This window comes from Arthrobacter sp. CAL618, from assembly GCF_000468215.1.
Classification (GTDB): Bacteria; Actinomycetota; Actinomycetes; order Actinomycetales; family Micrococcaceae; genus Arthrobacter_D.
In genome coordinates, this window is record NZ_ASZW01000141.1 from 1 (window position 1) to 5109 (window position 5109).

At 67.7% G+C, this 5109-nt stretch carries 5 protein-coding genes and 1 pseudogene; all 6 read left to right on the top strand.

All coding sequences use genetic code 11. The features are described 5' to 3' along the window. Positions 1-566: Asd/ArgC dimerization domain-containing protein (locus tag K728_RS0108595; protein WP_024476438.1), on the top strand; the 566-nt coding region annotated here is incomplete at its 5' end. Beyond that, a complete protein-coding gene (argJ, locus tag K728_RS0108600) occupies positions 563-1732 on the top strand; it encodes a bifunctional glutamate N-acetyltransferase/amino-acid acetyltransferase ArgJ (protein WP_024476439.1) in 1170 nt (389 codons plus the stop codon). The genes K728_RS0108595 and argJ, both read left to right, overlap by 4 nt. Positions 1733-1770: 38 nt before the next feature. Further along, on the top strand, positions 1771-2679 hold the full coding sequence (argB, locus tag K728_RS0108605; RefSeq protein WP_024476440.1) for an acetylglutamate kinase: 909 nt from the start codon (positions 1771-1773) through the stop codon (positions 2677-2679). Then, positions 2676-3941 (top strand): acetylornithine transaminase, encoded by a 1266-nt coding sequence (locus tag K728_RS0108610; protein WP_035747660.1) that lies wholly within the window; start codon positions 2676-2678, stop codon positions 3939-3941. Before argB ends, K728_RS0108610 begins: the two co-directional genes overlap by 4 nt. Then, positions 3938-4903 (top strand): ornithine carbamoyltransferase, encoded by a 966-nt coding sequence (gene argF / locus K728_RS0108615; protein ID WP_024476442.1) that lies wholly within the window; start codon positions 3938-3940, stop codon positions 4901-4903. Before K728_RS0108610 ends, argF begins: the two co-directional genes overlap by 4 nt. Next, positions 4900-5109 (top strand): annotated as a pseudogene (locus K728_RS0108620) (arginine repressor); the annotation flags it as partial. The gene argF and the pseudogene K728_RS0108620, both read left to right, overlap by 4 nt.

Here is a 5109-nt window from a genome sequence, read left to right on the forward strand (position 1 = left end):
CCCCGGGGTTCGCGGCCGGGCTGCTGCAGCCCGACGACGTCGTTATCGTTGCAGCGTCGGGCACCTCCGGCGCGGGCAAAGCGGTCAAGCCGCACCTGCTGGGGTCCGAGGTGATGGGGGGAATGAGCCCGTACGGAGTCGGTGGCGCACACCGGCACACCCCCGAGATTGAGCAGGGGCTGTCCCTCGCCGCCGGGCAGCAGGTCCAGGTGTCCTTCACCCCGACCCTCGCACCGATGGCCCGCGGCATTCTCACCACCGCCACCGCCAAGGTGATGCCCGGAACCACTGCCGAACAGCTGCGGGATGCCTGGACCGCAGCGTACGACGACGAACCCTTCGTCACCGTGTTACCGGAAGGCCACTGGCCGGCCACGAAGGCCGTGCTCGGCTCCAACTACGCCAACCTCCAGCTGGCGTTCGACGAACACGCCGGGCGCGTGATTGTCACCTGCGTGATCGACAACCTCACCAAGGGCACCGCCGGCGGGGCCATCCAATCCATGAACATTGCCCTGGGACTCCCGGAGACCGCTGGGCTCACCTTGCAGGGAGTAGCACCATGAGCATCACCGCACCGGCCGGATTCCGCGCCGCAGGCACTGCCGCCGGACTCAAATCCTCGGGCAAGCCCGACGTCGCGGTCGTTGTCAACGACGGACCCCTGCAGCACGCAGCGGCAGTGTTTACCTCCAACCGGGTTGCCGCCGCACCCGTGCAGTGGTCCCGTCAGGTGGTTTCCGACGGGCGGGTCGATGCAGTGGTCCTCAACTCCGGGGGAGCGAACGCCTGCACCGGGGCCGTTGGCTTCCAGAACACTCACGCCACCGCCGAGTACGTCGCCGACGCGCTGGGGGTCTCCTCGGGTGACGTTTTCATCTGCTCCACCGGGCTGATCGGGGAACAGCTCCCCATGGACAAGCTGCTGCCAGGCGTCAGCGACGCCGTCGCCCAACTGTCCACCGCCGGCGGGCAGGCCGCAGCCGAAGCCATCATGACCACCGATTCGGTGCCAAAGAACGCGAGGCACCCGGCTTCAGTCGACGCCCCCAGCGAGGGATACTCCATCGGCGGGATGGCGAAGGGCGCCGGAATGCTCGCCCCCGGTCTGGCCACCATGCTGGTGGTACTCACCACCGACGCTGTTGTCGATCCCGCACAGCTGGCCACGGCCCTGCGCGCGGCCACTCGAGTGACCTTCGACCGGACCGACTCGGACGGGTGCATGTCCACCAACGACACGGTGGTCCTGCTCGCGTCGGGCGCCAGCGGGGTCACCCCCGACCTGCAGGAGTTCGAGGGAGCGCTCACCGGGGTCTGCCATTCACTGGCCCAGCAGCTGATCAAGGACGCCGAAGGTGCCAGCCACGACATCGCCATCACCGCCGTCAACGCGGCCAGCGAGAAGGACGCCGAAACGGTGTGCCGATCGGTGGCCCGCTCAAACCTCTTCAAGACGGCCATCTTCGGCAACGACCCCAACTGGGGCCGGGTGCTGGCAGCGGTCGGCACCACCGACGCGGCCTTCGAACCGGACCAGTTGAACGTCACCATGAACGGGGTGCAGATCTGCCGCAACGGCGGCATCGGCGATTCACGGGACCTGGTGGACCTCACGGGCCGCGAGGTCACGGTCGAGATTGATCTCAACGCCGGGACCGAGACCGCGACCATCTGGACCAACGACCTCACGCACGAATACGTGCACGAAAACTCGGCGTACTCGTCGTAACGGTTGCCCGCCGCGGCAGCTTAGAACAGAAGGACACCATGAATTCAGTCATTGCCGCACAGGACAAGGCAGAGACCCTCATCGAAGCGCTGCCGTGGATCCAACGGTTTGCTGGCACCACGATGGTGATCAAATACGGTGGCAACGCCATGGTCAACGAGGACCTGCGCCGCGCCTTCGCCGAGGACATCGTCTTCCTCCACCACGTCGGAATCCGCCCGGTCGTCGTCCATGGCGGCGGACCGCAGATCAGCTCCATGCTGCAACGGCTCGGCATGGAGTCCGAATTCAAGGGCGGCCTGCGGGTCACCACCCCCGCCACCATGGACGTGGTCCGGATGGTGCTCGCCGGTCAGGTGGGCCGCGAGCTGGTCGGTCTCATCAACTCCCACGGCCCCTACGCCGTCGGACTCTCCGGTGAGGACGGCGGCCTCCTGCAAGCCACCCGCACCGGAACCGTCGTCGACGGCGTCGAGGTGGACCTCGGCCTGGTCGGCGAGGTGGTCGGCGTGAACCCGGCCGCCATCCTCGACATTCTTGAGGCCGGCCGGATCCCCGTGATTTCAACGGTCGCCCCGGAGATTGACGACGACGGCGAAGGCACCAATCAGGTCCTCAACGTCAACGCCGATACCGCCGCGGCGGCCCTGGCCCAGGCCCTGAACGCCTCCAAACTGGTGATCCTCACGGACGTCGAGGGGCTGTACGCCAACTGGCCCGACAGGTCCTCGCTGATCTCTTCCCTCACCGCCGGCCAGCTGCGCGCCATGCTGCCGCAGCTGGAGTCGGGCATGATTCCCAAAATGACCGCGTGCCTCGCCGCCATCGACGGCGGAGTGGAGCGCGCGCACATCGTCGACGGCAGGCTGGCCCACTCCATGCTGCTGGAAACCTTCACCACCGCCGGAATCGGCACCCAGGTGGTACCGGACGAGGACGGATCATGACTGATCTCAACCACACGGAACAGCTCGCCGAAGTGCTCGACCAGCAGGCCTCGGGTGCTGACTGGCTGGCGCGTTACAGCTCCTCGCTGCTCGGCGTCTTCGGCACCCCGCAGCGGGTCCTGGTCCGCGGCAACGGTTGCACCGTCTGGGATGCCGACGGCAACCAGTACCTCGACCTGCTCGGCGGTATCGCCGTCAACGCTCTGGGCCACGCCCACCCGTTCGTCACCTCGGTGATCTCCAGCCAGCTCGCCACCCTGGGTCATGTGTCGAATTTCTTCACCAGCCCCACCCAGATTGCCCTGGCCGAAAAGCTGCTGCAGCTCTCGGTGGCGCCCGCCGGGTCGAAGGCTTTTTTCACCAACTCAGGCACCGAGGCGGTGGAGGCAGCCTTCAAGCTGGCGCGCCGCAACAGCACCCCAGCGGCGGACGGCAAACCCGCACGCACCCGGATCCTGGCCCTGGACGGCGCCTTCCACGGCCGCACCATGGGGGCGCTCGCGCTGACCGCGAAGCAGGCCTACCGTGAACCGTTCGAACCGCTCCCCGGCGGCGTCGAACATCTGCCGTTCGGCAGCATCGAGGCGCTGGTGAACGCGGTCGACGAGACCGTTGCAGCGGTCATCCTCGAACCCATCCAGGGGGAGGCTGGCGTCCGTCCGCTCCCTCCCGGGTATCTGCAGGCCGCCCGTGAGGTCACCACCCGAGCTGGCGCGCTGCTGATCCTCGACGAGGTCCAGACCGGGATCGGCCGCACCGGGTCCTGGTTTGCCCATCAGCCCAGCGGCATCGTGCCGGATGCCATGACGCTTGCCAAGGGACTCGGCGGCGGGTTCCCTATTGGTGCGCTGATCACGTTCGGCGCTGCGGTGTCATCCCTGTTCGCCCCCGGCCAGCATGGCACCACCTTCGGGGGGAACCCCGTCGCGACGGCCGCAGCGTTGGCTACCCTGCACACCATCGAGGCCACCGACCTCCTCGGCCACGCGCACGACGTCGGAGCCTGGCTCCGCGCCGAGCTTGCCACTGTCGAGCTGGTCACCGAGGTCCGCGGTGAAGGGCTGCTGATCGGATTCGACCTGACCGGTGACTACGCCGCTGCGGCCGTGACCGAAGCACTACTCCAGGGCTTCATCATCAACGCTCCCACCCCGCACACGCTGCGCCTGGCACCACCGCTGATCCTCACCACAGAGCAGGCTGCCACCTTCACCGCCGCGCTGCCCGGCATCCTGAATATCGCAAAGGAACGTACCCCATGACCCGCCACTTCCTGGTCGACACCGACCTGACCCAGGCCGAGCAGACCGAAGTCCTCGACCTTGCCGCCGAGCTCAAGCGTGCCCCGTATTCGCGCAGCACCTACGCCGGCCTGGACCCGGCCGGAGCAGCCACCGCGGGACGTCAAACCGTCGCGGTCATCTTCGACAAGACGTCCACCCGCACCCGCGTCTCCTTTGCCACCGGCATCGCCGACCTCGGCGGGGTCCCACTGATCATCGGGGCGGGGGAGTCGCAGCTGGGCCACAAGGAATCCATTACCGATACCGCCAAGGTGCTCGAACGGATGGTTTCCACCATCGTCTGGCGCACCTACGCGCAGGCCGGGCTGGAAGAGATGGCCGCGGCGTCGAAGGTCCCGGTGATCAACGCGCTGTCCGATGACTACCACCCGTGCCAGCTTCTCGCTGACCTGTTGACCATCCGCGAACACAAGGGCACCCTGGCGGGGCTGAGCCTCGCGTACCTGGGCGATGCTGCCAATAACATGGCCAACTCCTACCTGCTCGCGGGGGTCACCGCTGGCATGCACGTCCGGATCGCCGGCCCCGAGGGGCACCTTCCCCAGCAGTCGGTGATCGATCAGGCCACTGCCCGGGCGGCCGAGACGGGTGGGTCGGTGCTGGTCACCACCGACCCTGCCACCGCGCTTGCCGACGCCGACGTCGTCGCCACCGACACCTGGATCTCCATGGGCCAGGAACCGGACAACGCGGGAGCCAAGGACGCAACCTTTGAGCTGTTCAGCAGCTACGGGGTGGACGCGGCCGCGATGGCGCACGCCGCCCCCGACGCCGTCGTCCTCCACTGCCTGCCCGCGTACCGTGGTTACGAGATTGCCGCCGATGTCATCGACGGCCCCCAATCGGTGGTCTGGGACGAGGCCGAAAACCGGCTGCACGCCCAGAAAGCCCTGATGGTCTGGCTGATGGACCGACGATGACCTCCCTCCAGCCCACCACCAAGACCGCCCGCCAGGCGAGGATCCGGGCGATTCTCACCGGGCAGTCGGTCCGGTCCCAGGCAGAACTGGCTGCTCTCCTGGCCGACGACGGCGTCCTGGTCACCCAGGCGACCCTCTCCCGAGACCTGGTGGAGCTCGGTGCGGTGCGGGTCCGTGCCGGCGAGGGTACCCTCGTTTACGCGGTG

Excerpts from the sequence above, each read along its gene's own strand:
- argJ (WP_024476439.1), top strand. The coding sequence starts at position 563 with ATGAGCATCACCGCACCGGCCGGATTCCGCGCCGCAGGCACTGCCGCC.
- argB (WP_024476440.1), top strand. The coding sequence starts at position 1,771 with ATGAATTCAGTCATTGCCGCACAGGACAAGGCAGAGACCCTCATCGAA.
- K728_RS0108610 (WP_035747660.1), top strand. The coding sequence starts at position 2,676 with ATGACTGATCTCAACCACACGGAACAGCTCGCCGAAGTGCTCGACCAG.
- argF (WP_024476442.1), top strand. The coding sequence starts at position 3,938 with ATGACCCGCCACTTCCTGGTCGACACCGACCTGACCCAGGCCGAGCAG.